This window comes from Mesorhizobium loti, assembly GCF_003148495.1.
Taxonomy (GTDB): domain Bacteria; phylum Pseudomonadota; class Alphaproteobacteria; order Rhizobiales; family Rhizobiaceae; genus Mesorhizobium; species Mesorhizobium loti.
This window is the reverse complement of the sequence record NZ_QGGH01000026.1, coordinates 1-25,737: the sequence shown is the minus strand read 5'-3', so window position 1 is coordinate 25,737 and position 25,737 is coordinate 1. Positions and strand designations below refer to the sequence as shown.

Here is a 25,737-nt window from a genome sequence, read left to right as displayed (position 1 = left end):
GTCGATGACGGAGGCCACGCCGGCAATAGCTTCCGGCGATCGTCCAATCCAGTGCGACACGTTCAGGTCAGGTGCGCTTTCACTGTGCTGCACGACGAACTGCGTCACATAGGCGGCCGTCGCCGCCACTGTCACGAAGACAAGCCGCTTCGGAATGCCCGCCAGCAGACGCGCACGTCGCCGCTGCGCGCCTCGCCGCTTGCGCCATTGATCAGACTGGTTGTCGTATCGGTATTTGTCCACGCCCCTCGCTCCCCGAGCGAAGAATGCGGCTGTTTCCGCCTAGAGTCCAGAAAAGCGCGCACAGGCCAAGTCAGCGAAACCCTGGCGCCGTCGCCGACCACGGATTTATAGGCGGCAACGGGCTCAGGAGCTGAATATTCGCTTGCGCTAATATAAAAGTGACGTAACGTCATCCCCCTGCATCTTGGGGATGCGCAACCGTGGGGAAATACGATGAGAGTGGCTATATTTTGCACGGCAATCGTGATCGCTGCGACTGGCGTCGCTGTTGCCAAGGAGAAGAAGGTGGTGGTCAGTAATGCCGCGGCCCTTTGCTCTACCAAGCATTCGGCCAAGAAGCCGGTGCCAGAGCTGGACTGCAGCTTGACCGGAACCGCCAAATTGCCGGATGGCGCAACGCCGGAAAAGCCGCGCCTCGGATACGACACCAATCCGTGGATCCCAACTGGCCTTTAGATCCTGGGTTGACCTATCGCGCGCATCGAAGTGGGGGCGACACCGCGAAGGGCGGCCCCAGCGTCCACACGGGGTGCCTCTACGCGTCCATTTCCAGCCATGGCGCCTGCCATGGGGTCCGAGATCCGATAGCTTTGTCATGACCGATCGAACTTCCAATTCGTCTAAAATGTTCCGGAACTATTTTAGCACATGCTGATTGAATCGCGGTTTTGCGAGTGTGTGCATGCGTTTGAAGTTCATCGAGCCACTAATGCCGACCCTGGTGGAGAAGCCTCCCGAGGGCGACGACTGGATTCATGAAGTGAAGTTCGACGGATATCGGTCGCAACTCATCATCGATGAGGACGGCACGCGCATCTTCACGCGCCGCGGCCTCGACTGGACGTCGAAATATCGCGACCTGGTGAAAGAGGCAGCGAGCCTCGGGGGCGAGAGCGCGATCGTCGACGGCGAGATCATCGTCCTGAACGAAGCCGGCCTGTCCGATTTCGGCGAGCTGCGAAAGGCGATCACCCGCCGGCAGCATGACCTCTATTTCGTCGCCTTCGATCTTCTCCATCTCAACGGACACGATCTGCGCGACATGGCGCTGGAAGAGCGGCGCGAGATCCTGGCCAGCATAATCGAGCCCGGCGGTCGCATCCAGTTCAGCGAGCCTCTGCCGGGCGAAGCGAAGGCTATCTATCACCTACTCGACCAGGCTGGGCTTGAGGGCATGGTCTCGAAACGGGGCGACAGCAAATACCGGAGCGGCCCGTCTACCAACTGGCTGAAGGCAAAATGCTACTCGATCGATGAATTCGAGCTGCTTGGTGTCGAGCGTGAGGCGGGCAAGCCGGCCTTCGCCCTGATGGCGGATCGTGCAACGGGTCGCTATGTCGGGTCGGCTTTCATCAATTCACGCGGGGCGATCCGGGACCGGCTTTGGAAGCGTGTCCAGGAGCACGCCGGGCCACCGCCAAAGGGCATGAAGCGGCCGGCGACGCAGTGGGTGAAGCCAGGCATCATCGGCCGCGTGAAGCACCGAGGCGAGGAGGATCTGCGTCATGCTTCGCTACAGGATTTTCGCGAAGAAGAGTGAAGATGCGACGCGCCAGCATGCCGATACTTGCCTGCAAGGATTCACGCTCGCCGCCCGTCCCATTTCAGCACAGGATTGCTGGCATTGCTCTTGCACCGGACTGACTACTGGGTGAACCCGGTCCTGATCGCGTTCCTGATCAGGAAGTAGGCTCGCCGGGCTTCGAGGGCGTTGGGGTCTTCGCCCGGCGAGTTTGCCAACTTACGGTTTTGAATCGGCAAACCGCACAAAGTCTCCGGCACTGCCGTGATTGAGCGGCGGGTTTTCTGGAACCGAAACAGCCGTTCCGAGTTTCCTAGCTCACCAATCAGACTCCATAAGGGCCGACTAATGTTCAATGACAAAGAGACTCGACTTCTGGAAGCAGGACTGTTCCTCGCTGTGCCACTCTCGATCCTCGTTGCGACGGTGATGGTTAGCATCACGTTCGGTTGGTTTGGATGAGCACACGCGGGACTGATTTTTTGTACAAATGGATAGTAGCCAACGTTCCCGAAACGTTGAGTGCGGACATCATCTCGGTTGCCGAGTTTGACGCAGAAGCTGTTCGCGGACGCGAAGGCGATAGGCATCAACAGTGCCGAGATCGCGGAAGACACAGGTAGTGTGTATGAGGCTGTCCTCGATGCCATCGTGCATCACGACTCGGGCTTGCCGCAATGAGCGCTCGTGGCCTGAAGTTTCTCCACACTTGGAGGCCGAGCAACTGCCGATTGTGGCGCGGGGAGATCCAATCGCCGCCAGCGACTTGGCGGACCAGTTGATGACGGCGGCTGAGAAGGCCGGTATCCGCGCCGATGAAATCAATGGCGAGGTCGCTAGCGTCTTCGAAGTGATCTTCGAGGCAATGCGTCGTAGTAAGAGAAGCGGTTGACTCATTCGCGGACGCGACTTCGTCTGGTCGACGATCCCTGCCATGGAAGTTTACCGGCCGGCGCGTGAGGAAGGGAAGCGGGCTGCACTGAGAGTGATTCCGGGCAGGAGCGCAGGAAAGTGCGCGGCCGCTGGTCCCGCCTCAGCCATGGCGCGGAGGCCTGAGAACTGCAATGCGATATGCCGAGCTGCCGCTGATGGCGGGGAACGCCCCGCCATCAGACTAAAAGTTGCGACTATTTCGAGCCGCCGAGGGCCTTCAATTTTTCGCAGAACTGGGCGTGAGGCTTGCTCATCGCCGCGTCGTTGCATTCCTTCATCATCATGGCTTGGTCGCCTTTGGCCATGCCCGCCCAGACCTTCTTCATGTCGGCGTCAGACTTCATCGTCTTCATGCTCGCGTCCGTGAAGAACGGCGCCATCATCTTCGGCTCATCGAGAGCCCCGGCTATCGCTGCACCAGCCAAGATAGATGCTGCAAGTGCTCCTAAGCAGACGGTTCTGATGTTCATGGAAATTGTCTCTTCCCTGGTTGTTGGCAGCCTGTGTTGTGGCTGCACACTCACTATGATCTCCAAACAAGAAATTAGATGCTGCTTAGATAAGCGACTTCTTCACGATTGGGTGATGGGCGCGGAAGCGCTAGGGCTGTGAAGCCGTTTATATCGCCCATAGCGAGCACTACCGACAGATCCTTGCCCTGCATGAGGTTGCGGTTGAAAGCCCTTCGCGACGTTACCGGGAAGGAAGTCGATCTCATCTAGTAGCACACCACGTGGTCGCGGCCTCCAACAGGCCGGTAAGCCTTTTGGCTCAATTGCGAGAGCACTTATTTAGCATAAAGTGCAGAGCGCGGGGCCACACATCACATCCCAACATGCCCACCCGCACGGCCGCCGGTACGAGGGCCTAGACCCAAAGGGGCTACCCGTGCCGGCCTGTTCCCACGGATGGCCTGCGCCTAGCGCGAGGGACGAACCTTAAGACATTTTGGCTCGGTTCATTGGCGGCAGGGGTTCCAACGCCTCAGCAAGTCCCGCTAATCCCTAGGGGCGCCCCGTCGCTGCCGTGAATGGGGCGGCGGGGTTTATATTATTGCCGGGTTCCCAAGTCTGCACGCTCGATGAGATCGAGACGCCCAGAAGAAGCTCGGTTACATTCCACTGCTTTCGCTCGTGTTTCGAATGGGACCATCATCGTGCTGCCATCGACAATGGCGACGGCCAGGAAGGGAAGCCCCGCCACCGGGGGCGAATAGACAAGGTACCTGGGACTGTTCATTAGCTATTGCTAACATCGCGACTGAGGAAGATCAATCTACTTCGCGGCGTTGTCCGAAAGGTGTGAACGGTACCAAACCGGCTGCATATTGGATTTGACTAATATAACGGAACGTCCAAGGGACAAGAACGGAACCAAAGCGGTTACGTCAGACCTTCGAAAGCAACGCACAAGACTTTAGTCCTGCCGTATTATAGTTAATATCCGAAAGCGGCACGCGAATCCCTACGGCTGGATCGGACTGACAATTGCGCGACTGCTCACGCAACCGTAGCTTAGGCAGCGCGGGGGCTTTTCCCGCTAAAGCGGCCGGTGTGGTCCGCTGCCCCTAGGCGGGGGGCTCCCCACTGCACCGGCCATTCCTCTACGGCTGGATAGCGCCAGCCGAGCCAAACTTGAGATGCATCTAATATTCCGATAGCTTCATTGTCGCGGGATGGCTGGCGAGGCACTCCATGAAGAATTACCGCGTGGAAGAAATGGACGGGGCGTCCATTCTTTCGACGTGCGACGCCCAAGGGCGAACCCCGTTCGAGGCGGCGGAGAAAGCCCGGGGACATAGGGTTACCCTGCGAGGCTCTTGCGCCAAATGGATACGGGTCACCGATCTTGTCGTGATGCTGCCAACCCAGCTTCGCCCTCGCTATTTTGAATTCAGACTTAGGGATGCAGCTACGGCTGGGTAGCGCCTAGAGGCGGCTTGGCGGCCAAAGCATCCACCAGCAACGCAGCCGGTGCGTCCAGCCCCTCAATTGCCTTGTGTAAGGCCGCCGTGACGGCTGCTAGGTGATCTTCTGGCTTGCCGTTGTCGTTGGCGAGATCATCTGGAACTGGCGGCTTCATGGGCTGAGTATGGGCCTAATCTAGCATTCTGGCTACTTCGCACGATCCATTCCACCAGGTTAGGATCGACCGCCTCAATTTTTTGTCTGATCCTTTCATCGCCGGGAGCAGCCTTGCGATGAGCCGCCGCTAGTTGAAGCACCCTGATGAAGCGCGTTTCGATCTATGCGGCCGTCCGCGCTTCATTTTGAATGATCTCGGCAAATCCCTGGCGCCACGAGGGATGGCGCGGCGACCATCCGAGTTCGCGCTTGGCCTTGGCGTTCGATCCCGCCCGCGATTCCGTCATCATGACGACGACGTGCTCTCCCGCCGCCAGTCGGCCAAGCCAAGCCGGCACACGGAACGGCGGCTTTGCGCCGAGCATCGTGGCGAGTTCGGGGAGCCAGTCATGCACCGGCGCAGGATCGTCGTCGACGATATTGTAGATGCCGTCGCCACGCTCGACCGCGACCGCCGTCGCTTCCGCGGCATCTGCGATATGCAGGAAGGACCACCAAGCCGTGCCGCCACCAATCAGCGGCGTGCGGCGCTTGCGGATCTGTTCGATCATGGGCGGATCGAAGACGCCGGTGTCGGGGCCATAAAACCCGCCATAACGTAACGCGACGCCAGTGATCCCCGGCGTAGTCGTCACGGCGTGCTCAAGATTGCGGATGGCGTCGAGCGTGCCACGATGCTCTTGCGGCGGATTGTCGTCGAGCGGATCGTCCTCGGTTTTCACATATCCGCCGACCCGAGCATAAGGCCACCCGCAGAAGCTTTGCGCGACCATCCGCTTCACGCCGCAGTCGCGCGCGGCCGCGAGCAGATGGTCGGTTCCGGTGGTCCGCAGTTGGTTGCTGTTTGCGAAAGCGCGGTCGAATTGGCGCAGGTCCGACGCGCCTTTCAAATCCGTCAGTTGATGCACGATCACATCCGGGCGTGCGGCGACGACCGCAGCGTGAATGGCCTTCTGATTGAGCGCATCGGCAACGACTGGTTCGGCACCGAGGTCTCGCAAGAGACCGGTCTTGGCTGGCGTTCGCGTCAGTCCGACCACGTTGTGCCCGCCGCTGACCAAACGTGGAACCAAATGGCGTCCAACGGCGCCCGTCGCGCCTGCAACAAAAATGCGCATGGTTCACCTCCACGGCTTGATAACCTACTTCATAGTAGGTTAATACTGGTGCCAACGAAGTCAAGTCCACGCGACCAATCGCGCCTCACGCATCTTTATGAAAATGCCCATGCATGGGAGCATTTAGCGGTGAAATCCGATCGATCCGATCATCCTGCATTTGCTGAAACACTGAAACGGCGGGTCCTCCAGGGCCCGGGCGAGACGGATCCGGCATTGCGCCAGCGTGTCGCAGCAAGAGCGGCAGGCGGCCCACCGATAGAAGCGCCATACGACAATCTCGCCCGTCAGATCGGCGAGGCGGCATCCGGCACGACGGACGCACAGGTGGCGAATGTCCTGGCGGCCGTCCGAAGCGAGAAGGCCGCCTTCGAGCTGATCGCGGCCGCTGCGACCGGAGCAGCCCTACTGCGCTGGGAGCGCGCGATCAAAGCTCTGGAGGAGGCCGGTCATGCGTCTACCTGAAATCGATCGGGGTGACACCATCACCAACCGCCTGCTTATCGGCTTCATTTCGATGGTTTCAGGGATGCGGTTGCCGGATGCCGCTCGCGTGGCGTTCTACCACAAGGAGTTCTTCAGCACGCCAATGGGCTCATGGACGCACGCGGCCATGCGCGGTCCGAGCCCATGGAGCGTCGCAGAGCGCGAGCTGATGGCCGCCATGGTCGCGAAATGGAATGCGAGCGCCTTTTGCATTGGCGCCCACGGCGCCGTAGCGGCGAAGACGATGAAACGCCCATCGGTCGATGCCGTGCTCGCCGATTTCCGCTCCGCGCCGATTTCCCCGGCTCTCAAGGCAACGCTGGCGTTCCTCGAGATCATGACGCTTCGGCCCATGGAGTTGTCGGCGGAACACGCAGCGGCAGCCCTTCGATCAGGGGTGACGGAATATGCTCTGCAGGACGCGATCGCCGTGGCTACGGTCTTCAACATCATCGCGCGCTACGCCGACGCGCTCGATTTCGCCATGCCTTCGGCGGAAGAATTCGATCGTGCCGCCACCATGCTGCTCAAGCGTGGCTATGCCGCATAGAGCCGCCAACGAAAGAGGTGACCCATGAGAGATCTTGCACTTCAGATCGCTGGCGCGTTGGCGATCGTCGTCGCCATCGTGCACGGCGCAATCGCCGAATTGCGGGTGTTTCCGGAGGTCCACATCGAGTCACGCCGAAACCAGCGCCTGTTCCGCATAGTCTGGCAGGCAAGCACCATCGACTGGATCTGCATCGGTATGCTGCTAATCGCGGCGCCAGCCCTGGGATCCGAGACCGCCCGGCGCTGGATCATCGCGGCGGCCGTCGTAGCCTACGGCTATGCAGCCATCGGCAACGCTGTCGCCAGCCGTGGCAGGCATATCGGCTGGTGCCTGATGGGCCTGGTCGTCTGGCTCTCGCTGATTGGCCTGTAGAAGGGAACGAACATGAAACCGCCTGAGCTTGTCGAAGCCTGGGTCGAAGCATTCAATAAGCGCTATATCCTAGCGCTCACTGCTTCTTATAGTGATAGCGCTTCTGACTTTCTAGAGGAGAGGCGATACGAGCCAGGTTCTGGGACGCTTTCGCGGTTGTGGAGATGGTCTGCATTCCCGAAAATACGTGAAGATGGCAAACTAACCTTTCTCCGGCTACATGGATTGCCGCTGCCGGCACAGTGAGCGGACATGATGCAATTGCTCACGCGCGCCCTCAAGGCGACGATCCTCGGCCTCATCGTCTTTTTGCAATTTCGCCTCCTGCCGGCCGGCGCCCTGGCCGGAACGTTGCTCAAGCGCGGCTATGGCTCTTGACCAGCCCTCGATCGCTTGGCGATCGCTTGCTGGGCTCACGAGTTCGGTTTGGCGATCCAGCCGACATAGGTGAGCCAGAGTCCGAGAAGCGAAAAGGCTCCGAAACCGAGACGAACCAACGCAATCGCATCCATCGAGGCGGTGGCACCCTGGGTGATCAATTGTGGCATGGCCAACAGAGTGAGACCGCGAAGCGCGAGAAACCAGCCCAGCAGGGAAATTGCAATCGCGGACGGGCTTCGCCAGTGTTGGTGAAAACCAATGATGATCAGTCCCCAGAGCAGTAACAACGCTCCAAGCATCCACGGCCAAATCGGATGTTCGGCGAAGTCCGCGAGCATCTCTTTCAGTTCAGGGGCGCGAACCGCAATCGTGGCGGGAACAATGAAAAAGAATGGGCCAAGGACCCGCGCGAACGCGCGCGTTCTCGCTTGAGCTTCCGAGGTGATGCCCATGACACCCTCCTTTCAACGGACCTCCTGGTCCGACCGTGAATCTGGCGCGGCCGATGGCCCGTCTACCGAGCCCATTTTGGCCTGCGTCGCGACGCGACCTGTCCCGACTCCTTCAATTCCAACGAGCCGATCCCTGACCACGACAACGCCACGCCCAACTCGATCATATGCGTGATGGAAACCTCGGGATGGCCAAGCCACCACTCCGCAAGGGCATGGAGCCCTCGTTTCAGAAACTCGGCTGCAACTTCGATATCTTGCGGTGTTTGCCCACGCAGCAGTGGGGTCAGGAATTTCGCAATCCCGGCGGAAGCTCCCTTCTGGACGGCCCGCGAAGCTTCCAACGATTCATGTGCCCCGTAGGGCACGAGCAGCAGGACTTTGATGGCATCAGGGTTGTCCTTCACGAAGCTGAAAAAGCCCGCAATCGCTGTCCGAAACCTATGTTCGTCATCTTCCGGCAGAAGCGCTGCTTCGGAGCCTTGCGCCAACAACTGTTCCCGAACCGTTTCCAGCACCGCGCCGAACATGTGCTGCTTGGAGGGGAAGTGATCGTACAGAACCGGCTTGGAGATGCCTGATGCAACCGCAATCGCATCCATCGACGCGCCTTCATATCCTGATCGGGCAAACTCAGCCAAAGCCGCAGCCAGAATAAGGGTCCGCCGCTCCGGCCCGCGTAGCCGTTTCTTTACGCTTGATTTCATCCTCGAGTATTAACCTACTTTATAGTAGGTTTCAAATGAGACTTTTGAAATGGTCGATATTTTGTGGTTAGCGGTTGCAAGACGGTCCTGCGATCACGAACCGTTGCTAGGAAATTATCTGCCGCGCGAGTACGCCGCCCTTCTCGATCGGCGCGCTTCGGAGCCTGGTTCTTAGCGGACGACCGCTTACTGCCGAGGCTATGTGAAAACTCGGCTGCGGTTGAAGCTCAGAGTGTTTGTGACGGGGTCTTCAGTTGGTACCGTTGACCCACGGATGCCGGTACTGATCATAAACGGCCTGTGTTGGCGCGGGGAAGCCTGGATCGGCAAACGAACCAACGCCGACTGCAATTAGGTCCGGCTTGCGCTGAGGCTCCCAAAAAACGGTCGAGCCGCAGTCAGGACAAAAGTGAAATCTTACCGGAAAGCCGCTATCGGACTGGCGCGAATAGCACTTGCTCGGGCCCTCTACTCGAACACCCTGCCGGTAAAAAAAAGCTGCAACACCGTAGGTGCTGCCGGTCCGCTTCTGACAAGCAAGGCAGTGACACAATGATACTTTTCTAGGCTCGCCAGCGCAGGTCACACGGAGGCTTCCGCAAGCACAGGTCGCCAGTCTCGCCACGCACGTCATAGAAGCGCTGGCGATAACTTGTCACCCTCCCAACCCAGGAGGAACGCCACATGGTTTCTGAGCCACGCACTTGGCAGGTTCTCCGATCCCCACTCGTCTACCTTGGTCGCGTATTCTCCCATTAACCAGATATGTCGGATGGCAACGAAGATCGGCACCGCTGCTTCGCCTGCCGGAGATAAGGATCGCACCGATCTATAGCCTTCGTCGAAGGCATGCCACATGGCATGCCTTCGCCGCCCGAAGGACACTTGCGCCCATAGGTGGACGCCTAGATCGTAGGCCAGGTAGCCATAACCGCCATCATCGAAATCGAAGAGTATTGCTTGCCCAGTCAATGGCCCCGATGTGGCGATGCGAGCGTTCAATCCATGACAGTCGCCATGGACGATGGCGGCCGTGTAACCCGTTCACCACTATTCGAAATGCATCGACTGGCCGCGCATCATTGCCAGGGTCAGTGCGATTGCAGGATTTGCCGGCGGCTTCTCCATAAGCAGGGAGCCGTCGAAATCGCGCCACGCCGCCATGCGCAATTCGTCACCGTCGTCGGCGGCTGCAGGGTCGAAAACGTGGGCATCATAGGGATCCCTGCCAATTTCAATCGTCCAGTCCTTGAGCGCCTTGCGAGCCATTTCTTCGACCTGGGCAAGGTCGCTGGTGAAGAAGGGAATACGGTCACCATCTTCCGAAAGCGGCTCCACCCGATCCAGTGTCGGCCGCTCCGGCACCCAACCAAGAACGAAGGCAATATCGAAATCGATCTGGCGGTCCGGGCCTGCAGTAACCTCCAGCCGTTTGACGACGTCCGGGTAGAGCTGCCTGCGCGCCGGCCACGTGTCCGGAAGCCCCTCGGCTTGCAATCTCGTTCGGGGAACGTCGATCAGTTCCATGATCTGATGGCGCGGAACTTTGTCCTCCGGCCAGCCCGCACAACATGCAATTGTCGCAGCCTCGTCGGCTTCCATCCAGACCGAAGCAGCCTGGTCCTCGTCCTCGGTTGGCTGGTCGTCTTCCGGAAAGCCTTTGATGTCCCACCCTTCCAACGCGAACAAACCTTCCGCGCCTTGCAAAGCGGTAATGCCGGCCCGCGCGAAGACTGCTTCGGCTGCTGCGACACCGCGTGCCAGTTCCTCGGGCGTTGCACCTTCAATGTTCAAGCGAAGTTCCATGGTTCGCCTCCTGTAGCAATCATCCCGACAGTGAACAAAATAAGAACATTGCTGTCAATAGACTCTTGACAACGGCGAAATAGCCACGTTTTTTCAAATAGATGGCACACTGGCCGACGGTCGATGATCTGTGCTCAGTTCCCAAAGGCAACTGCATTCATGGCCGATGCTACACGCGGACCACCGCGGACGGGGACAGTCGGTCCCGCGTCCCGTCCTGCGGCCGGCGCTATGCTGACGCTCCTACGGGTGTCCTGTTAACCGGCCGCGGCGGGGGCGAATTTCCTCCGTCCCACGCGCGACAATGTCCGCAATTCCGGACGCGCATAGGACTGCGGTTTATGCGCCGTTTCTCCTCTGGGCGCCGGCAGTCGCCGACGCGACGTCCAACGCGGCATCGTGGCCTCGTGCTGTCGGCAAACGACGCTATCGGTGTCACGAGGCGGTCGCGCCAACGTTTCTTCCGCAACGCCACCTCACCATGCCATTGACTCTTTATTAGGAAGAGAACAAATGAGGAACATACCATCAGCTTTTCGCGTTCAGGGGACAGATGAGTGCATCGGCGCCAAACGCGGCCATTTCCGATCTCCGAACTCGCATTGCGCGTCTCGAAGGCGGCAATGTGCGCGAACGAACGGTGCTCCCCTTCGGCATCGCGCCGATCGACAGCCACCTGCCGGGGGGCGGTTTGGCGCTTGGTGCTCTCCATGAAGTTGCCGGCGGCGGCAATGGTGCAATCGATGGCGCTGCCGCGTCGCTTTTTGCGGCCGGCATTGCAGCCAGGACGCAAGGCAAGGTGCTGTGGTGCGTGACGCGTCAGGACCTGTTTGCGCCGGCAATCGCCCAGATCGGACTTCACCCCGACCGGGTGATCTATGTCGAAGCCGGTGACGACAAATCACTGCTCGCCTGCTTCGAGGAAGGTCTGCGGCACGTCGGGCTTGGGGCTGTGGTCGCTGAGGTTGCCCGTCTGTCGATGACGGCCTCGCGCCGTTTGCAGCTTGCATCGGAAGGCTCCGGCGCGATGGGCATCGCCATCCGCCGCTGGCGCCGCCAGACCGAAGCTGCCGATTTTGGGCAGCCGACGGCGTCCGTCACGCGCTGGCGCGTTTCTGTCTTGCCGTCGCGACCGCTGCCTGTGCCGGGCGTCGGCCGGGCACGATGGCAACTGGAACTGATCCGATCTCGTGGAGGCGAAACGCTCGATATCGAAGTGGAGGCTTGTGATGCCAAGGGTCGTCTCGCTCTTCCTTCCAAGCTGGTCGACAGACCGTCTCAGAAGGAAATTGGGCGACGTCTCGCCGCCACCGGATAAGCCGATGGTGCTGGTTGGACGGCAGGGCAACCGTCGCCTGGTGGTTGCCGCGGATCGCGCAGCGCTGGAAGCAGGGCTGCGCGTCGGAATGCCTGCGACGAAGGCGCAGGCTCTGGTTCAGGGGCTGGTGGTTATGAACGCGGAGCCCGATGCCGACGCGGAGGCATTGGAGCGGCTGGCCCTGTGGGCATTGCGGCGGTACGCGCCGATGGTCGCTGTGGATCCTCCGGACGGATTGGTCATGGACACCATGGGCGCCGATCACCTTCATGGCGGCGAACAGATGATGCTGACCGATATGGTCGAACGTCTCAGCCAGGTCGGCTTCTCGGCGCGGGCAGCGATGGCCGATAGCTGGGGCGCCGCACACGCTGTCGCGCGATACGTCAACCGGACCGTCAGCCTGGTCACCGTCAACGCAACCTGCGAAGCGATCCTCCCTCTGCCCATCGCGGCACTGCGATTGCCCGATGCGATCGTCGGCGGTCTGCGTGTTTTGGGTTTCGACAGGGTAGGCGAGCTTTTGAAGCAGCCGCGCGCGCCACTGACCCTGCGCTTCGGCCCGGAATTGTGTCGCCGTCTCGACCAGGCTGCTGGCCGCCTCTCAGAGCCGATAGAGCCAGTGCGGCCAGCCGAAATGGTCGAGGTCAAACGTGCCTTTGGCGAGCCAATCGGTGCGGCCGAGACAATCGCACGCTGTGTCGGCAAGCTTGTTCAAGCGCTGAGTATCGAGCTCGAGACCAAAGGCCTCGGCGCCCGGCGGCTCGATCTGCTGCTCTACCGCGTCGATAATCGCATCGAAGCCATTCGCGTCGGCACGGCCTTGCCGGTCCGCGATGTGAAACGGCTGACACGACTGCTCTGCGACAAGATCGAGACGGTCGATCCGGGCTTCGGCATCGAGTTGATACGTTTGTCCGCGCCCCTGGCTGAACCGCTGACACCTAGGCAGACCATTTCGTCACTCATCGAGCAACGAGATACTGACATTTCCGACCTGATCGACATACTCGGCAATCGCGTCGGCGAGGAGATGCTCTATCGGTTTACGCCGGTGGCAAGCGACGTGCCCGAGCGATCGTTTCGGCGGGTGGCCCCCGCGTCTGCGGAAACCGGCGACGCATGGCCAGACCATTGGCCGCGCCCCGCTCGTTTGTTTGCCGTGCCTGAGCTCATCGAGGCGATAGCGCTGCTGCCGGATCATCCGCCGGCGAGCTTTACCTGGAGAGGCATCCGTCGGCGAGTCAAGCGCGCCGACGGGCCCGAGCGGGTCTTTGGGGAGTGGTGGAAGCGCGACGCCGAGCTTGCCGCCGTGCGCGACTATTTCCAGGTCGAGGACGAAGCCGGCGAGCGCTTTTGGATCTATCGCGCCGGTGACGGCGAGGATGCCGGGGCCGGTTCGCATCGCTGGTTCCTGCACGGCATCTTCGGATGAATGCGTCTTACGTCGAACTGCAATGCACCTCGCACTTTTCCTTCTTGCGCGGCGCCAGCTCCTGCGACGAATTGTTCGCGCAAGCAGCCATCATGGACATGCCGGCACTTGCCATTTGCGATCGCAACAGCCTGGCGGGCATTGTGCGCGCGCATGAGGCGGCCAAGGCGACCGGTGTCAGGCTGATCGTCGGCTGCCGTCTCGATCTGGTGGACGAGATTTCGGTCCTGGTCTATCCGACCGAGCGCGCATCCTACTCCCGGCTATGTCGCATGCTGTCGTTGGGCAAGGGACGTGGCGGCAAGGCGAAGTGCGTGCTGCATTGGGACGACCTTGTTGCTTATGGCGAGGACCTCGTTGCGGTGTTCCTGCCCGACCAGGCCGACGATACATGCTCGCTCTGGCTGCGGCGGATCCGCGAGGCCTTTGACGGTCGCGCCTATATGGCGCTGACGCTGCGCCGCCGTCCTAATGATGCGCTGCGGCTGCACGATCTGTCCAACCTCGCCGGACAGGCCGGCGTGCCGACCGTCGTTACCAACGACGTGCTGTTCCACGAACCGTCACGGCGCATCCTGCAGGACGTCATCACCTGCATCCGGCACAATGTCACCATCGACGATGCCGGGTTTCGGCGCGAGCGGCATGCCGACCGCTATCTGAAACCTCCCGCTGAAATGGCACGGCTTTTTGGCGGCTATCCCGAAGCGATCGCCAGGACGGTCGAGATCGCCGATCGCTGCCGGTTCTCATTGGACGAGCTTGCCTATCAATATCCCGAAGAGCGGATGCTACCGGGGCTGACACCGCAGCAGGCCTTGGAGAAACTCACCTGGGAAGGCGCGACGGAGCGGTTTCCCGAGGGCGTGCCGGACAAGGTTGTCGGCACGCTCAAGCATGAATTGCAGCTCATCGAGAAGCTGCAATACGCGCCGTATTTTCTGACGGTCAATGCGATCGTTCGCTTTGCCCGCAGTCAGGACATCCTCTGTCAGGGCAGGGGATCAGCCGCCAACAGCGCCGTCTGCTATGTGCTGGGCATCACCTCGATCGACCCCGACCGCAATGATCTCCTGTTCGAGCGCTTTGTCTCGGAAGAACGCCGCGAACCGCCCGACATCGATGTCGACTTCGAACACGAGCGGCGTGAAATCGTCATGCAATGGGTGTTCGACGCCTATGGCCGTGAACATGCAGCACTTTGCTCGACCGTCATCCGCTATCGTTCCAAGGGCGCCATGCGCGATGTCGGCAAGGCCCTTGGCCTTCCCGAAGACCTCATCAAGATGCTGTCGTCACAGGTCTGGGGCTGGTCGGACGAAGGCGTCCAGCCGAAACATGCCGAGGAGCTGAATCTCAATCTCGAAGACCGCCGCCTGCGGCTGGCGTTGGACTTGGCCAGGCAGCTGATCGGCGCGCCGCGGCATTTGTCGCAGCATCCCGGTGGCTTCGTACTGACCCGCGACAGGCTCGACGATCTGGTGCCGATCGAGCCGGCCGCAATGAAGAACCGCCAGGTCATCGAATGGGACAAGGATGATATCGATGCGTTGAAGTTCATGAAGGTCGACGTACTGGCGCTGGGCATGCTGTCCTGCATGAAGCGCGGCTTCGATCTCCTGTCACAACACAAGGGCATCAGTCTCGATCTCGCAACGATCCCTGCCGAGGATCCGCGCACCTACGCCATGATCCGCAAGGCCGATACGCTGGGCACCTTCCAGATCGAATCCCGCGCCCAGATGTCGATGCTGCCGCGCATCAAGCCGCGGACCTTCTATGATCTGGTCATCGAGGTGGCGATCGTACGGCCCGGCCCGATCCAGGGTGATATGGTGCATCCCTATCTGCGCCGGCGGGAAGGCAAGGAGGACGTCGTCTATCCCAAGCCCGAGCTCGAAAAGGTGCTCGGAAAAACGCTAGGCGTCCCGCTGTTCCAGGAGCAGGCTATGCGGGTCGCGATTGAATGCGCTGGCTTTACGCCTGGCGAAGCCGATCAGCTTCGCCGCGCCATGGCCACGTTCAAGCACACTGGCGGTGTTTCCAGCTTTGGCGCCAAGCTGATCGGCGGCATGGTCAAGAACGGCTATGAGCGCGAATTCGCCGAAAAGACCTTCAAACAGCTGGAGGGCTTCGGCAGCTACGGCTTTCCCGAGAGCCATGCAGCCAGCTTCGCGCTGATCGCCTACGCCTCGTCCTGGCTGAAATGCCATCATCCCGATGTCTTCTGCGCGGCTCTCCTCAATGCTCAGCCAATGGGCTTCTACGCACCGGCGCAGATCGTTCGCGATGCCCGCGACCATGGCGTCGAGGTGCGGGCGGTATGTGTGAATGCGTCGCGCTGGGACTGCACGCTCGAGCCCACCGAGAACGAGGGCCGGTTCGCCGTGCGTCTTGGGCTGCGCATGGTGCGTGGCCTTGCCAATGCCGATGCTGCGACCATCGTCACGGCACGTGCCGACCTGCCCTTTGCGTCGGTAGATGACCTCTGGCATCGCGCTGGTGTTCCCGCGGCATCTCTGGTCGAACTCGCCCAGGCCGACGCCTTTCAACCCTCATTGTCGCTGGCGAGGCGAGAGGCGCTGTGGGCGATCAAGGCGCTGCGCGACGAGCCGCTGCCACTGTTTGCGGCGGCCTCGGCTCGCGCGCGCCACACGGTGCCGGAAATCCACGAGTCAGCCGTGGCATTGCGCGCCATGACATCAGGCGGCGAGGTCGTCGAGGACTACGGGCATGTCGGGCTGACCTTGCGCGATCATCCTGTGTCCTTCCTGCGTGCCGACCTGCGGCGCAAGCGCATCGTCTCTTGCCGCGAGGCCATGCAGGCGCGCGATGGCCAGTGGCTGGAGGCAGCCGGGCTTGTGCTGGTTCGACAACGTCCCGGCTCAGCCAAGGGCGTGATGTTCATCACGCTTGAGGACGAGACCGGCATCGCCAACCTGGTCGTGTGGGTGAAGGTCTTCGAGAAGTATCGCAGGGTCGTGCTCGGCGCCGGCATGATTGGTGTTTACGGGCGCATCCAAAGAGAGGGCGACGTGGTTCATCTCGTCGCCCATCGGCTGAGTGATCTCTCAGCCGATCTTGCCAGCGTTGGCGACCGGGACACTGCCTTCCCGCTGCCGCATGGGCGGGGCGACGAATTCCATCATGGCAGCCCCACGCCCGATCCACGCGGCATGCCGAAGGGGCCGAGGCCGAGGAATATCATTGATCCCTATCTGCACATCGATCAGATCAAGGTGAAGACGCGGGATTTTAAATAGGGGGCAATGCTGGGCAGCCGGCACAGTCCGCCGGTAACATCAAAATTTATTTGCGGCGCCTCGGCGTGCTGATATTATTCGGCCTTCGTAGCTTTCGAGGAGGAAAGGCTATGTTCTATCCCGGTCAGTGCTTGGGGCCGTGCGAGATTGACGTGCTCGCCCGCGTGTGTCGAACGGTATGCCAGGAACGAGGTCTATCGCTTCAATCCATCGAGGCCGAGCGCACCGCCGCGCACCTGCTCAAGTTGTTTATGAACGGCTTGACGGGCGAGGAGGAATTGCTGGATGCCGAGAGGAACCGCGCGGTGCGCATATCCTATTCTACCGCACCTCTCGCGTGCACTGCTGCAGGCCAATTGGCCGGCGCAGCAGCCTCTTAGGGTCTCCTCTTCAGCCGGCGGCCGACAGGAACGCACTGCCATGCCGCGGGATTGGAAATAGGAAGCTCAATCGGTGCTTCTGTCATTTCAGAGAAAGGCCTTGAACGCCGCTGCGAGAGCGGCTGGATTTTCTTCGGCGACATGGTGCCCACTCTTGATTCCAGAGCCGCCCACGTTGTCGGCCCAGGGCTTCCAGATTGCGACCGGATCGCCATAGATCTGCTCCAGGTCGTCGTCGAGTGACCAAAGGCATAGCATCGGACAGCGCACCTTCCGGCCGGCCTCTCGATCCTCACGGTCATGGCGATGGTCGATCCTGATACCTGCACGGTAGTCTTCGACCATCCCATGGACTACCGCGGGATCGTGGATCAGCGAAACCAACTCGTCATAGGCTTCGCGTCCCATCTCATCGGGCCGCAAGGCGCTGTACCATGCCATTGGGTCTGCCAGGATGGCCCGTTCCGGCTTCTCAGGCTGGGCGAAGAAGAACCAGTGGTACCAATCGCGGGCAAATTTCCAGTCGGCACGCTCCAGATGCTCGATAACTGGCAATCCATCCACGGTGATCAGTTTTCGCACCAGATCGGGATGGTCCATCGCCATTCTGAAAGCCACCAGACTGCCACGATCATGCCCGGCGACGAAGAAACTGTGGTGGCCCAATCTTTCCATCACCTCCACCAGCGCCGAGGCCTTTGCCCGCTTGGACGAGAACCTGCTCTCCGGATCGTCCCGCGGTATGTAGGAGCGCCCGAAGCCGGGGAGGTCGGGGCACACGATCCTGAAATCTGCTGAGAGCAAGTCCGCGACGTGGCCCCACGTCATGTGCGAGCGAGGATGGCCATGGATCAGAAGCAGAGGCGGCCCAGATCCGCCATGCCGAAGCCGTATCGGTCCGCCCTCCGTTTCCACCATTTCAAGCACGAAGTTTTCGAACATCTATCCGTCCTCAGAATTGGCGGCTGTCCCCGTGAAGAACGTTCTGAGGATGGAATGGTTCGGGACGTTCGGGACGGGCCAATCGCCACTGCAGGCACGTCGGCTTCCGGCTGGCTTCACGAAGAGCCCCTTTTGGAGGCGCGAATGGCTACAAGACGGATCTAACGGAGCAGGCCCTCGTCGTCGAAAGCGTCCCAGCCCTTCAACTTGGGCCGGGGGGCGTCATCTCTGGGGTCATTCCCGGCACCGCGACCCTTGCCGCTACCTTTTCCCGCTCGCGTCAGTGCGGCCTTACCGGCGCCGCGCCGTCTGTTCTCGGTGACTTGCTGCACATCCTCTTCGCGCCAAAGGCTTGGCAGATCACGATCAAGAACGTCTTCGATGTGCTTGGGATCGAAAACGTGGAAGGTGACGGCCTTGGATCGACCGCGCATCTTCACGGTGCGGGTGCCAATGCTTTGCAGCCGTCCGTCTTTGAGCCACTTGTGACGCTCGCGCGAAGAAATTGTGAGGATGTCCTCGGCCTCGCGCGGCAGGACCGGCAGCACCTCGATGGTTTCCAGCGTCTTGGCGATCTTGTTTGAGGCGGCCTCGAACTCTTCGGCATCGTCTTCGCCCATCCGCAATGTCATGCGACCGGTTTCGGCTTTGGCGTACTTCCTCACAGCCCATGGCAGACGGGCACGTATTTCACGCTCGATTCCTTTCGTGCGCACCGACGACCCAAGTGTCGCTGCTGGCGGCAGTGGCCACTCGGCAACCAGGGGCAACGAAGCGCTCATGTCTTGGCGAGAGCTGCGATTTCAAGGGGTAACAATTGCCGCAGCGATGCCATTGAGGATCTCCCGGGTTCGCGCAAAACGCACCAGCTAGTCGCTTCCTTCTCTTACGGTTTCGACCGCCAACGACCCAGCCGGCAGGGCCTTCAACAGCTCTGCCTCGGGTTTGGTGAGATGGATCCACGCCGCCCAATCCTGCGGGCGGAGCACCACAATCTGCCGATTGTGGATGGGTGCCACGTCTGGGCCAGGTTCCGTCGTCAGCATCGCGAATGTGGGTGGCTTGTTGCCTTCGCCATCGCGCCACAGGCCGGCGATTGCCATAAACGGGGTGCCGTTGAGGGTGAAGCGATGCTTCGCCTTTGGTGACTTCTTTCCGGTGAATTCGAAGAAAGCCGATGCCGGAATAAGGCAGCGCTTGCTGTTGGCGAAATTCCGACCCTCGGAGCGGAAGTTGAAGACCGGCCCGCCTTTGGGCCCGGACGGCGGAAAGGCAAAGGTCATGCGCGTGAGCTCGATCGTGCCGCCGGCGGCGCGCAAGATCGGCGCGGGCTCACTGATGCGGATGTCATCTGCCTGCGGCAAATCCAGTTCGGTTTGATGGGTGGGAATGTCGAGCGCCAGCGATTGCATCATGCGACAATATTCAGCCCAGGCGATATGCTGCTCATAGTCATTGCACATAGCTGCCCCACGCGTTCGGTCAGTTGCGGAGTTATGCAAAATAGCGCGGCTTGCCCGCAACGCCACCGGCTACAAATTTTTGCTATGCCCCGAAATCCTGGGCGACCCGCTCAAGCACCTTGCGCGGTTTGTCGGTGATGACATCTCCATGGCTTACAATGATGCGCTCAAGGTCGGGCTCATCAGACCATTTGCGGAAAGCCGCGCCCAGCGCCTTGCCGTCCTTGACAAAGAACCACCTGCCAACACGCGGCATGCTGGGCCGGTCAACGCCAAAGCCAAGCACACGCGCCATGATGTGGGCACCAATCCCATGGGGGTGGCGGACATTGGCTAGGATGTCGTTGACAACAAGGGTTGTACTGCCGTCGCGGCGCACGAGCAGCGCCGCTTCCTTTTCGGCCACACCCGGCACCGTCTCCATGCGAACGGAAGGATCATCGAAGATATTCGCAGTTGAATCGACTTTGACAACTTTCTCCACGGCTTCCCGCGCCCCCGGCGGGCAGACAATTTTCGCTCGGGGATAGCGAAGCTTCCAAGGCTTGATGTCGAGCCGATGGCCAGGGCCTGGCACGATGAGAAAGGCTGGATCGCCGAGCGCTTCAATCTCCTGCATTTCCGGTTCGGCAAGGGGGATGCAGCTCCAGATCGCGGTGCGGTCTCCCGTCAAGCCGATGACCGTCATTCGTCGCGGAAAATGGCCAAGCGGCATCTGGATTTCGCCGCTGACCGTCAAGAGACCGTCAGCAACCGTTTCCAAACGGCCGTGCGGCTCAACTTGCCATGTCTCATGGAACCTCGGCATGCAACATCCACGCTTGGTTTGCATCGATAATTGCTGCGTGGGAATTTCGTTCCGTGCGGAAAGAGCTGATGGAGAGAGGGCCTGCCGGTCGTTGCCGGATACCATGCCACCCATGGCATCGCGAAGCTCATAATGCCTTCGGAAGTCTGGCAGGTCGTCTTTTCCCTCATCGGCGCGATCACCGTCGGCGTCACGGCATTTCTCCGGGTAGCGGGCATGGCCGGCGCCAGCCTGCCCCTGCCGGGCCCGAGCTTAAAACCCCGCGCGAGCGAGGCGGATTGAACGGACCGACGAAGGCTCGGCCTCCTCATCACCGAAGAGGTTGGAACAGTCGGATTGGGTGCCAATGATCGAGCTATGGGGCAATCCGGCGCGTCCTCGTTTGCGCTCTTAGCCTTCGCTCGGGACGATGCTGCAAGGCAAGGTCTATCACCCGTTCACAGGACGGCAGCGCGACCGGTCGCCGCGTCGCTGGAGGTGCGCGGGATCCGATGCCTGGATGTGTAGGCGATGCCAGTGAAGCTCGTAGCGATGCGCTGGCGGCGCGTTGGACGCCGACGTCTCCGATGCCAATCCGTCCAAGAGCGCTCCAAACGGCCTCTTCAATGGGCTGATCTGCCCGAAGGACAGCTGAAGCCTCGACCGCCTAAGCCGCAACGACGCGTCTCGACTTTCTTCCCCTGCCGGCTCCCACCCCACGCGGCAAGCGCATGGGGACCCCGAGCGCCGCCATTCCTCGCGAGACAAGAAAGTCGTTCTTGCGCCGTCCTCCGCGTTGCTCCGGTCGCAAGCGATGCGTCGTCAGTCGCCTCCGGCCAAGTGATCGCCATCGAGGCCGCATGGTGCGGGCTCGGGAACAGAAAATGGAGACTTACAATGGCTACCATCGGCACCTTCAAGAAGTCCGCCTCGAACGAGTTCACCGGTGAAATCGTCACTCTCAGCGTCCAGGCCAAGACCGTGCGCATCGTCCCAGACACCCGCGCCACCGGCGAGAACGCTCCCAGCCACCGGGTGCTGGTCGGTCGCGCCGAGATCGGCGCCGCCTGGTCGAAGACCTCCAACGAAGGCCGTGACTATCTGGGTCTCAAGCTTGACGATCCGAGCTTCAACGCCCCGATCTACGCCAACCTTTTCGACGACGAGGAAGGTGAGGGTTTCTCACTCATCTGGTCCCGTCCGACCGCCAGGCGAAGCGATTGAGCGAACCCGCAAGGTCCCGGCCCGAAAGGCCGGGGCCTTATTCGACGGACGGCCGGTCCATCCCACTCAAGCCGAGGCGATGCCGAAACCGCATCGCCTGATGCTGATCAACCATCCTCCGCCGGAACTGTTATTTCTATAGAATGCAGCCTTTCACTCTGTGACGACGAGGCAAGTGATGATCGAGCCATTTGACGACACCGCGCCGACCAGTGACGAACTCACCGAATACGATCGGGAACACGTCAAGCTTTATGTCCGCCTGCTCGACGCGGCCGATGACGGCGCAGACTGGCGCGAGGTGGTCGAAATTCTCTTCGGCATTGATCTGACCAAGGAGCCGCAACGCGCCCGGCGTATCCATGACAGCCATCTGGCGCGAGCGCGCTGGATGGCGCGTGCTGGCTACCGCCATCTCTTGCGTCAACCCGGCAGCTAGCACCACCGCTCCTGTCGTTCCCGGGTGATGCCGAAACGGCATCACTCGATGCCCGGCGAGGGTCTTCCGCCAATCGCTGCAACCCGGAATTCTTTTGAGGCGGGGTCTACGCGTTTCTTGCGAGGAGCTCTTGGATGAGGCCGGATACGTCGCATTGGCGAGACAATGCCAGCTATGACTATTTCGATACATTGCCCATCGAAGGGCTCGCCTGGGAGTGTCTGCGGCGTCACGAACCCTATCAACGGCACTACCAAGCGCTTTTGACCACAAGGGCCGAAAAAGCACCCTTCCACCCTGAGACACAGCGGCTGTGGGGGTTACGATTTCCCGGCCAGGCCGGATTTGTCCGCCTTGGCGCAAGACATTCTGTGGTCGCCTGACGTCGATCCAGCCGTGGTTTCTCTCGTGCCGGCGCCGGAATTCCTGTCGTCCTTACGATCGGCGCCTTTGACCGGCCTGGGCGTGGTCCACGACAGCCCGGAAGGACGTCACATTGTCCACAGTGCAGGTGTCGCCACCCAACTTCTGCTTTTGCCCGGTAGTGAGCCGCACGGCCCTTTGGCGGCGTTGATCCCTTTGGATGCAGAAACGTTGGGACGGATCGAAGCACTCACCCGTTTCTGGCGGGCCTGGCAGGGGCGCCCCACACCTTCGGACACGCGGATGACCCCGCAGCAGCGCCGCCGCTTTCGACTGATGATACAGGCCGCTGACGGCCACTCGAATGGCGCGAGCTACCGCGACATTGCGATCGCCCTTTACGGGTTTAAGCGCGTCGCCGCCGATCCTTGGAAAACTTCCGCGCTGCGCGATGCGGTGATCGGTCTCGTCGAAGGCGCCACCGCCGTGATCGGCGGCGGCTATTTGCAAATCCTGCGTCATCGCCGTCGATCCTAGCGGGTCTGGCCGCGCAAAAGGGGTGGAGTTTTAGCCCCCCTCAACTTCCCCATCCCTGACGAAGCTTACTCTCCGCCACCGTGGTCTCCGTCCACCGCTGAACGTCAGCGGCCGTCCAAAACCCCACGGAGGCCCGATCCATGCGACCCGATATCGCCGTCTTGCCGCCACGCTTCCTGCGCACCAAGGAAGCTGCGGATTTCCTCAGCCTCTCCGCCCGAACGCTCGAGAAGCACCGTACCTACGGCACTGGTCCTGGCTATCGGAAGCTCGGCGGCCGTGTCGTGTATGCCGTCGACGATCTTCAGGCCTGGGCCGAACGCGGCGCCGTCACCTCTACATCCGATCCGCGTGGATCGGTCCTGCCCGCCAAGCGTCACACACCGACGCCGCCGGCGCATGGCGGGCGATACGCACGCTGACCGCGCGAGGATTTCCAAATGGTGGCGCCAAACCAATCCCTTTCGGAGCGCGGGCAGCTCGACCTGTTCCGGGCGCTGCCTGGCGACTTCGCCCCACGCGACGCGCAGGATCTCATGACCTATCCGTTCTTCTCCCTTTCCAAGACCCATCGCACCACCCCGATCGATTTTGCCGCGGGCAACGTCACGCTCCGGGTCGAAGCCGTACCCGATCATGGGATGGCGACCATCTGGGACGCCGACATCCTGATCTGGGCCGCGAGCCAGATCGTCGAGGCGCGCGACACCGGGCTTCGCACCTCGCGCCTGATGGCCGCCACGCCCTATGAGATTCTCACCTTCGTCGGCCGCGGCAAGAGCTTGCGCGACTATCAACGCCTGAAGGCCGCACTTGATCGGCTGCAGTCGACCACCGTCTCGACAACAATCCGTCAGCCCGCCGAAGGCCGTCGTCACCGCTTCTCATGGATCAATGAGTGGCAGGAGCGTATCGATCGCCATGGCAAACCCGCGGGGATCGAGTTGATCGTCCCCGACTGGTTCTACCAGGCCGTCCTCGATGACGCGCTCGTGCTGACGATCGATCGCGCCTATTTCGACCTGACGGGCGGGCTGGAGCGCTGGCTCTATCGGCTGGTGCGCAAGCATGGCGGACGCCAGCGCGACGGCTGGCGCTTCGACCTCCGTCACCTTCACCAGAAATCCGGCAGCCTGTCGCCCTACAAGCGCTTTGCCTTCGAACTGCGCGACATCATCCGCCGCCAGCCGCTGCCAGGCTACACCCTTGCTCTGGAAGTGGAGATTGGCGGTCGGACGCTGCTCGCCTTCGAGCGGATCGGCTCCTGTGGAAGGCCTGTGGACGGCCTCGTGCTATCAGGAACCGGACCTGTCGTGCCATCGGGAACCGCGGGCTCGTGCTATCAGGAACCCAAACGTGGCCTAACCTCCCGAAAGCAAAGCCGAAATCGTGCCCTTAACTTAGACTCTAACACCGAATCTAACGTTGAAGGACGCGCGCGCGATGTGCGCAGGCACACCCGACAAGCCAGCGACATAGTCAGGTTTGACACCGACAAGACCCCGAACGCGGCATCAGGAGAACCCTCATGACTGGCGTCTCGGCTCCTGTCTTGCGCGGCGCGTTCGCCGCCTCGCAGCACTCTCTCGACGATCTCGCCCATGTCGAACTCACCTGGGTCGAGAAGAGGATTGAGAACTGGATACGCTTCGGCACGTGCGCCCACGAACAGATCCTTGATCGTCGCCGGCGCGTCCTGTCCTACCGCCCCGGCACGGTCTTCGCCTTCGTGCGCTGGGCGGCGAACGACTTCGGAACGATCATCTCACGCATCGATATCGTGCGTGCGGTCGCGCGTGGCGAAGCCTATCAGACACTGCCCTTCGTGCGCCCTGGCGGCGACATCCTTCTGAAGGTCGAGAGCTGGCCCAAGGTGGAACACGTGCTGCAGGCGATCGACGCCATCCAGCGCCTCGACATCGAGCCTGAGTTGGTGTCGCCCGATCATTGGCGGCACATCCACAACCGGATGACCGCCGGCCACGCGCCGCGCAGCTACACACTCGACCAACATCGCGCGTTCCTGCTGCGCAAGAGGACCGAGCGGTGACGCGCGCCGGGATCATCCTCGCTAGCGTTCTCGCAACCATGGGCGTCGGCTATCCCGGTTTCAGTTCGATGCCGATCAAACTGATCTGGAACGCATCAGCCAGCGCGCCGATCGGCCTCTACACGATCGACTTGGACGAGCCGTTCGAGATCGGTGATCTTGTCGCCGTCAAGGCGTCCGAGCCACTCGCGTCCTTCCTCGCCGACCGCGGCTATCTGCCGAGGGGCGCGCCACTCATGAAGCGCATCGTCGCGGTCACGGGGCAAATTGTCTGTCGCTCGAAGCTCACCATCAGCGTCGATGGCGCCGAGGCGGGCAGGGCGCTGGAGCGTGACCGGGCCGGCCGTGGCCTGCCGGTCTGGCAGGGCTGCCGCCGCATCGCGACCGGAGAAGTCTTCCTGATGAACCGGCAGGTGCGCGACAGCCTCGACGGTCGCTATTTCGGCCTCACTTCCACCAGCCAGATCATCGGGCGAGCCACCCCGCTGTGGACCGACGAGCACGCCAACGGCCGCTTCGAATGGCGCGCGCCAACGCGGTGAGCGCGCGACTGCCGGCGCCGTGTCGTGCGCCGGCCCCACCATCGCACCGCTGAAAACAGGAGCCTGACATGCAACAGATCGGAGAGTTCACGCGCCAGAAGAACGGCTATGGCGGGCGCATCCACACGCTCAGCCTCAAGCTCGACATCGCCATTGTGACGGCAGAGGCGAGCGGTACGGAGAATGCGCCTGACTACCGTGTTCACGCCGGCGACGAGGACGGCCCAGAGATTGGCGCCGGTTGGAAACGCTCCAGCGAGAAGGCAGGAGACTATGTCTCGATCCAGTTAGACGATCCGACCTTCGCGCAGCCGATACGCGCGAACCTCTTTCGCAA

General features: G+C 61.3%; 32 protein-coding genes and 2 pseudogenes. 22 read left to right on the top strand and 12 right to left on the bottom strand.

The genetic code is table 11. The features are described from left to right. Positions 1-243 (bottom strand): annotated as a pseudogene (locus tag C8D77_RS36000) (hypothetical protein); the annotation flags it as partial. A 213-nt stretch (positions 244-456) separates the two neighbouring features. Here C8D77_RS36000 and C8D77_RS35995 point away from each other — a divergent pair. The 4 genes from C8D77_RS35995 to C8D77_RS35980 all read left to right on the top strand — a co-directional run bounded on the left by C8D77_RS35995 (position 457) and on the right by C8D77_RS35980 (position 2,657). Next, positions 457-699, top strand: a complete 243-nt coding sequence (locus C8D77_RS35995; protein WP_109672624.1) for a hypothetical protein — start codon at positions 457-459, stop codon at positions 697-699. A 226-nt stretch (positions 700-925) separates the two neighbouring features. After that, positions 926-1,783 (top strand): ATP-dependent DNA ligase, encoded by an 858-nt coding sequence (locus C8D77_RS35990; protein WP_109672621.1) that lies wholly within the window; start codon positions 926-928, stop codon positions 1,781-1,783. A gap of 531 nt (positions 1,784-2,314) precedes the next feature. Beyond that, positions 2,315-2,446 carry a DUF768 domain-containing protein gene (locus C8D77_RS39180; protein ID WP_425453806.1) on the top strand — a complete coding sequence of 44 codons (132 nt, stop codon included), beginning with the start codon at positions 2,315-2,317 and terminating at the stop codon, positions 2,444-2,446. Positions 2,447-2,474: 28 nt separating this feature from the next. Continuing rightward, positions 2,475-2,657: a DUF768 domain-containing protein gene (locus C8D77_RS35980; protein ID WP_164548588.1), complete on the top strand. Its 183-nt coding sequence runs from the start codon at positions 2,475-2,477 to the stop codon at positions 2,655-2,657. A 235-nt stretch (positions 2,658-2,892) separates the two neighbouring features. On the opposite strand, the gene C8D77_RS35975 is transcribed toward C8D77_RS35980, so the two are convergent. Both C8D77_RS35975 and C8D77_RS35970 read right to left on the bottom strand, forming a co-directional pair. After that, positions 2,893-3,222, bottom strand: coding sequence for a hypothetical protein (locus C8D77_RS35975; protein WP_342770069.1), 330 nt, complete (start codon positions 3,220-3,222; stop codon positions 2,893-2,895). Between the two features lie 1,721 nt (positions 3,223-4,943). Then, positions 4,944-5,900 carry an NAD-dependent epimerase/dehydratase family protein gene (locus tag C8D77_RS35970; RefSeq protein ID WP_109672614.1) on the bottom strand — a complete coding sequence of 319 codons (957 nt, stop codon included), beginning with the start codon at positions 5,898-5,900 and terminating at the stop codon, positions 4,944-4,946. Between the two features lie 48 nt (positions 5,901-5,948). On the opposite strand from C8D77_RS35970, the gene C8D77_RS35965 reads away from it, so the two are divergent. From C8D77_RS35965 to C8D77_RS38930, 4 genes are all read left to right on the top strand, one after another. After that, positions 5,949-6,365 (top strand): hypothetical protein, encoded by a 417-nt coding sequence (locus C8D77_RS35965; protein WP_206438776.1) that lies wholly within the window; start codon positions 5,949-5,951, stop codon positions 6,363-6,365. Beyond that, positions 6,352-6,936 (top strand): carboxymuconolactone decarboxylase family protein, encoded by a 585-nt coding sequence (locus tag C8D77_RS35960; protein ID WP_206438777.1) that lies wholly within the window; start codon positions 6,352-6,354, stop codon positions 6,934-6,936. Before C8D77_RS35965 ends, C8D77_RS35960 begins: the two co-directional genes overlap by 14 nt. 24 nt (positions 6,937-6,960) lie before the next feature. After that, on the top strand, positions 6,961-7,311 hold the full coding sequence (locus C8D77_RS35955; protein ID WP_109672610.1) for a hypothetical protein: 351 nt from the start codon (positions 6,961-6,963) through the stop codon (positions 7,309-7,311). 252 nt (positions 7,312-7,563) lie between these two features. Further along, the gene (locus tag C8D77_RS38930; protein WP_281038174.1) at positions 7,564-7,689 is read left to right on the top strand and encodes a hypothetical protein; all 126 of its coding nucleotides are present in this window, start codon (positions 7,564-7,566) and stop codon (positions 7,687-7,689) included. Positions 7,690-7,724: 35 nt separating this feature from the next. On the opposite strand, the gene C8D77_RS35950 is transcribed toward C8D77_RS38930, so the two are convergent. From C8D77_RS35950 to C8D77_RS35930, 5 genes are all read right to left on the bottom strand, one after another. Next, the gene (locus C8D77_RS35950; protein WP_109672607.1) at positions 7,725-8,144 is read right to left on the bottom strand and encodes a hypothetical protein; all 420 of its coding nucleotides are present in this window, start codon (positions 8,142-8,144) and stop codon (positions 7,725-7,727) included. A gap of 62 nt (positions 8,145-8,206) precedes the next feature. Then, a complete protein-coding gene (locus C8D77_RS35945) occupies positions 8,207-8,851 on the bottom strand; it encodes a TetR/AcrR family transcriptional regulator (RefSeq protein ID WP_109672605.1) in 645 nt (214 codons plus the stop codon). A gap of 250 nt (positions 8,852-9,101) precedes the next feature. Continuing rightward, positions 9,102-9,485: a GFA family protein gene (locus tag C8D77_RS35940; protein WP_109672603.1), complete on the bottom strand. Its 384-nt coding sequence runs from the start codon at positions 9,483-9,485 to the stop codon at positions 9,102-9,104. Further along, positions 9,482-9,877 carry a phosphotransferase gene (locus C8D77_RS35935; protein ID WP_109672601.1) on the bottom strand — a complete coding sequence of 132 codons (396 nt, stop codon included), beginning with the start codon at positions 9,875-9,877 and terminating at the stop codon, positions 9,482-9,484. Before C8D77_RS35935 ends, C8D77_RS35940 begins: the two co-directional genes overlap by 4 nt. Before the next feature lie 24 nt (positions 9,878-9,901). After that, positions 9,902-10,657, bottom strand: a complete 756-nt coding sequence (locus C8D77_RS35930; RefSeq protein ID WP_109672599.1) for a hypothetical protein — start codon at positions 10,655-10,657, stop codon at positions 9,902-9,904. A gap of 553 nt (positions 10,658-11,210) precedes the next feature. On the opposite strand from C8D77_RS35930, the gene C8D77_RS35925 reads away from it, so the two are divergent. From C8D77_RS35925 to C8D77_RS35910, 4 genes are all read left to right on the top strand, one after another. Beyond that, entirely contained in the window at positions 11,211-11,975 is a 765-nt protein-coding gene (locus C8D77_RS35925; protein ID WP_109672597.1) for an ImuA family protein, read from the top strand. Continuing rightward, positions 11,887-13,410, top strand: a complete 1,524-nt coding sequence (locus C8D77_RS35920; RefSeq protein WP_109672595.1) for a DUF6504 family protein — start codon at positions 11,887-11,889, stop codon at positions 13,408-13,410. Before C8D77_RS35925 ends, C8D77_RS35920 begins: the two co-directional genes overlap by 89 nt. Further along, complete coding sequence (locus C8D77_RS35915; protein ID WP_109672593.1) at positions 13,407-16,673, top strand: error-prone DNA polymerase; 3,267 nt, start codon at positions 13,407-13,409, stop codon at positions 16,671-16,673. The genes C8D77_RS35920 and C8D77_RS35915 overlap by 4 nt, the downstream gene beginning before the upstream one ends. Before the next feature lie 110 nt (positions 16,674-16,783). Then, the gene (locus tag C8D77_RS35910) at positions 16,784-17,053 is read left to right on the top strand and encodes a hypothetical protein (RefSeq protein ID WP_109672590.1); all 270 of its coding nucleotides are present in this window, start codon (positions 16,784-16,786) and stop codon (positions 17,051-17,053) included. 87 nt (positions 17,054-17,140) lie between these two features. On the opposite strand, the gene C8D77_RS35905 is transcribed toward C8D77_RS35910, so the two are convergent. From C8D77_RS35905 to C8D77_RS35890, 4 genes are all read right to left on the bottom strand, one after another. Next, positions 17,141-17,995 carry an alpha/beta fold hydrolase gene (locus C8D77_RS35905; RefSeq protein WP_109672588.1) on the bottom strand — a complete coding sequence of 285 codons (855 nt, stop codon included), beginning with the start codon at positions 17,993-17,995 and terminating at the stop codon, positions 17,141-17,143. A 161-nt stretch (positions 17,996-18,156) separates the two neighbouring features. Further along, positions 18,157-18,615: a hypothetical protein gene (locus C8D77_RS35900; RefSeq protein WP_425453805.1), complete on the bottom strand. Its 459-nt coding sequence runs from the start codon at positions 18,613-18,615 to the stop codon at positions 18,157-18,159. Between the two features lie 249 nt (positions 18,616-18,864). Continuing rightward, positions 18,865-19,458, bottom strand: coding sequence for an SOS response-associated peptidase (locus tag C8D77_RS35895; RefSeq protein WP_109672586.1), 594 nt, complete (start codon positions 19,456-19,458; stop codon positions 18,865-18,867). Positions 19,459-19,540: 82 nt separating this feature from the next. Beyond that, complete coding sequence (locus tag C8D77_RS35890) at positions 19,541-20,380, bottom strand: hypothetical protein (RefSeq protein WP_126067719.1); 840 nt, start codon at positions 20,378-20,380, stop codon at positions 19,541-19,543. On the opposite strand from C8D77_RS35890, the pseudogene C8D77_RS35885 reads away from it, so the two are divergent. From C8D77_RS35885 to C8D77_RS35840, 10 genes and pseudogenes are all read left to right on the top strand, one after another. Beyond that, positions 20,354-20,548, top strand: a pseudogene (locus tag C8D77_RS35885) (hypothetical protein); the annotation flags it as partial. The gene C8D77_RS35890 and the pseudogene C8D77_RS35885 overlap by 27 nt on opposite strands. Positions 20,549-21,142: 594 nt before the next feature. Beyond that, positions 21,143-21,469: a DUF736 domain-containing protein gene (locus tag C8D77_RS35880; RefSeq protein WP_109672582.1), complete on the top strand. Its 327-nt coding sequence runs from the start codon at positions 21,143-21,145 to the stop codon at positions 21,467-21,469. Positions 21,470-21,647: 178 nt separating this feature from the next. Continuing rightward, positions 21,648-21,908 carry a DNA -binding domain-containing protein gene (locus C8D77_RS35875; RefSeq protein ID WP_109672579.1) on the top strand — a complete coding sequence of 87 codons (261 nt, stop codon included), beginning with the start codon at positions 21,648-21,650 and terminating at the stop codon, positions 21,906-21,908. 134 nt (positions 21,909-22,042) lie between these two features. Then, complete coding sequence (locus C8D77_RS38640; RefSeq protein ID WP_109672577.1) at positions 22,043-22,291, top strand: transcriptional regulator domain-containing protein; 249 nt, start codon at positions 22,043-22,045, stop codon at positions 22,289-22,291. After that, positions 22,263-22,808, top strand: coding sequence for a DUF2285 domain-containing protein (locus C8D77_RS35865; protein WP_245462983.1), 546 nt, complete (start codon positions 22,263-22,265; stop codon positions 22,806-22,808). Before C8D77_RS38640 ends, C8D77_RS35865 begins: the two co-directional genes overlap by 29 nt. A gap of 140 nt (positions 22,809-22,948) precedes the next feature. Continuing rightward, positions 22,949-23,230: a helix-turn-helix transcriptional regulator gene (locus C8D77_RS35860; protein ID WP_109672573.1), complete on the top strand. Its 282-nt coding sequence runs from the start codon at positions 22,949-22,951 to the stop codon at positions 23,228-23,230. Between the two features lie 18 nt (positions 23,231-23,248). After that, positions 23,249-24,340 (top strand): replication initiator protein A, encoded by a 1,092-nt coding sequence (locus C8D77_RS35855; RefSeq protein WP_245462984.1) that lies wholly within the window; start codon positions 23,249-23,251, stop codon positions 24,338-24,340. Next, on the top strand, positions 24,337-24,858 hold the full coding sequence (locus C8D77_RS35850) for a DUF2840 domain-containing protein (protein ID WP_109672571.1): 522 nt from the start codon (positions 24,337-24,339) through the stop codon (positions 24,856-24,858). The genes C8D77_RS35855 and C8D77_RS35850 overlap by 4 nt, the downstream gene beginning before the upstream one ends. Then, the gene (locus tag C8D77_RS35845; RefSeq protein ID WP_109672569.1) at positions 24,855-25,400 is read left to right on the top strand and encodes a S26 family signal peptidase; all 546 of its coding nucleotides are present in this window, start codon (positions 24,855-24,857) and stop codon (positions 25,398-25,400) included. Before C8D77_RS35850 ends, C8D77_RS35845 begins: the two co-directional genes overlap by 4 nt. A gap of 68 nt (positions 25,401-25,468) precedes the next feature. Next, the coding region (locus C8D77_RS35840; protein ID WP_109672567.1) for a DUF736 domain-containing protein at positions 25,469-25,737 on the top strand (269 nt) is incomplete at its 3' end.

What these genes read in the sequence shown, in the direction of transcription:
- C8D77_RS35995 (WP_109672624.1), top strand. Translation starts at nt 457, where the DNA reads ATGAGAGTGGCTATATTTTGCACGGCAATCGTGATCGCTGCGACTGGC.
- C8D77_RS35990 (WP_109672621.1), top strand. Translation starts at nt 926, where the DNA reads ATGCGTTTGAAGTTCATCGAGCCACTAATGCCGACCCTGGTGGAGAAG.
- C8D77_RS35970 (WP_109672614.1), bottom strand. Translation starts at nt 5,900, where the DNA reads ATGCGCATTTTTGTTGCAGGCGCGACGGGCGCCGTTGGACGCCATTTG.
- C8D77_RS35960 (WP_206438777.1), top strand. Translation starts at nt 6,352, where the DNA reads ATGCGTCTACCTGAAATCGATCGGGGTGACACCATCACCAACCGCCTG.
- C8D77_RS35955 (WP_109672610.1), top strand. Translation starts at nt 6,961, where the DNA reads ATGAGAGATCTTGCACTTCAGATCGCTGGCGCGTTGGCGATCGTCGTC.
- C8D77_RS38930 (WP_281038174.1), top strand. Translation starts at nt 7,564, where the DNA reads ATGATGCAATTGCTCACGCGCGCCCTCAAGGCGACGATCCTCGGCCTC.
- C8D77_RS35950 (WP_109672607.1), bottom strand. Translation starts at nt 8,144, where the DNA reads ATGGGCATCACCTCGGAAGCTCAAGCGAGAACGCGCGCGTTCGCGCGG.
- C8D77_RS35945 (WP_109672605.1), bottom strand. Translation starts at nt 8,851, where the DNA reads ATGAAATCAAGCGTAAAGAAACGGCTACGCGGGCCGGAGCGGCGGACC.
- C8D77_RS35940 (WP_109672603.1), bottom strand. Translation starts at nt 9,485, where the DNA reads ATGACGTGCGTGGCGAGACTGGCGACCTGTGCTTGCGGAAGCCTCCGT.
- C8D77_RS35930 (WP_109672599.1), bottom strand. Translation starts at nt 10,657, where the DNA reads ATGGAACTTCGCTTGAACATTGAAGGTGCAACGCCCGAGGAACTGGCA.
- C8D77_RS35925 (WP_109672597.1), top strand. Translation starts at nt 11,211, where the DNA reads ATGAGTGCATCGGCGCCAAACGCGGCCATTTCCGATCTCCGAACTCGC.
- C8D77_RS35920 (WP_109672595.1), top strand. Translation starts at nt 11,887, where the DNA reads ATGCCAAGGGTCGTCTCGCTCTTCCTTCCAAGCTGGTCGACAGACCGT.
- C8D77_RS35915 (WP_109672593.1), top strand. Translation starts at nt 13,407, where the DNA reads ATGAATGCGTCTTACGTCGAACTGCAATGCACCTCGCACTTTTCCTTC.
- C8D77_RS35910 (WP_109672590.1), top strand. Translation starts at nt 16,784, where the DNA reads ATGTTCTATCCCGGTCAGTGCTTGGGGCCGTGCGAGATTGACGTGCTC.
- C8D77_RS35905 (WP_109672588.1), bottom strand. Translation starts at nt 17,995, where the DNA reads ATGTTCGAAAACTTCGTGCTTGAAATGGTGGAAACGGAGGGCGGACCG.
- C8D77_RS35900 (WP_425453805.1), bottom strand. Translation starts at nt 18,615, where the DNA reads ATGGGCGAAGACGATGCCGAAGAGTTCGAGGCCGCCTCAAACAAGATC.
- C8D77_RS35895 (WP_109672586.1), bottom strand. Translation starts at nt 19,458, where the DNA reads ATGTGCAATGACTATGAGCAGCATATCGCCTGGGCTGAATATTGTCGC.
- C8D77_RS35890 (WP_126067719.1), bottom strand. Translation starts at nt 20,380, where the DNA reads ATGGGTGGCATGGTATCCGGCAACGACCGGCAGGCCCTCTCTCCATCA.
- C8D77_RS35880 (WP_109672582.1), top strand. Translation starts at nt 21,143, where the DNA reads ATGGCTACCATCGGCACCTTCAAGAAGTCCGCCTCGAACGAGTTCACC.
- C8D77_RS35875 (WP_109672579.1), top strand. Translation starts at nt 21,648, where the DNA reads ATGATCGAGCCATTTGACGACACCGCGCCGACCAGTGACGAACTCACC.
- C8D77_RS38640 (WP_109672577.1), top strand. Translation starts at nt 22,043, where the DNA reads ATGAGGCCGGATACGTCGCATTGGCGAGACAATGCCAGCTATGACTAT.
- C8D77_RS35860 (WP_109672573.1), top strand. Translation starts at nt 22,949, where the DNA reads ATGCGACCCGATATCGCCGTCTTGCCGCCACGCTTCCTGCGCACCAAG.
- C8D77_RS35855 (WP_245462984.1), top strand. Translation starts at nt 23,249, where the DNA reads ATGGTGGCGCCAAACCAATCCCTTTCGGAGCGCGGGCAGCTCGACCTG.
- C8D77_RS35850 (WP_109672571.1), top strand. Translation starts at nt 24,337, where the DNA reads ATGACTGGCGTCTCGGCTCCTGTCTTGCGCGGCGCGTTCGCCGCCTCG.